The sequence below is a fragment of the Mesorhizobium sp. M4B.F.Ca.ET.089.01.1.1 genome (assembly GCF_004022605.1).
Taxonomy (GTDB): Bacteria; Pseudomonadota; Alphaproteobacteria; order Rhizobiales; family Rhizobiaceae; genus Mesorhizobium; species Mesorhizobium abyssinicae.
Window position 1 is genome coordinate 1 of sequence record NZ_RZOS01001288.1, and the last position, 530, is coordinate 530.

Sequence of the window (530 nt, forward strand, 5' to 3'; positions counted from 1 at the left end):
ACTCGGAAAGGTGAGACCATGCCGAGACGCGATGAAACAGGGACACCCCCCATGCGGCCGAGAAGACCTCGTTCTCGGCCGCTGAAAGGTGAGGAAGCAGAGGTGAAACATATTGTGGAAACCCAGAATGTGTCGCCAGCCCAGGCGCGAGAACTTGTGCGTCGGTATGGACACGATTGGCGCAAGATCGATGAAGCCGCCAAATCCTACAAGGACGAAAAATGAGCTTCCCGTTCTCGAGATGACAGTCTCATGGTCCCAGATGGTAGAGTTCGAATGACGCGCATCGCAACGTTCATCTGAATGGCGTCAACGGCCGGCTACCGTTCTTCTGGAGTGACTGGGTCAAACCAAGTATGACGTCCTTTGCCTTCAGGAGTTGAAGACAGCAGACGTCAAGTTTCCTGTCGATGCGATCAGAAGGGCGCGCTACGGCGCGATCTGGCACGCCAAAAGTGTCAAGCATCCAAACGGATTTCGTCGCCTCGCCGCTGACGTTCAGGCTCACTCTTTGACGTAAGCGCCTGGTT

2 protein-coding genes are annotated in these 530 nt (G+C 55.3%); one reads left to right on the forward strand and one right to left on the reverse strand.

Annotated features, from left to right (window positions below; translation table 11 throughout):
* Window positions 1-225 (forward strand): hypothetical protein (locus tag EN780_RS40065; RefSeq protein ID WP_210215131.1); only part of this gene is annotated, 225 nt, incomplete at its 5' end.
* A 70-nt stretch (window positions 226-295) separates the two neighbouring features.
* Here the strand turns inward: EN780_RS40065 and EN780_RS40070 are convergent.
* Window positions 296-530 (reverse strand): hypothetical protein (locus EN780_RS40070; protein ID WP_210215130.1); only part of this gene is annotated, 235 nt, incomplete at its 5' end.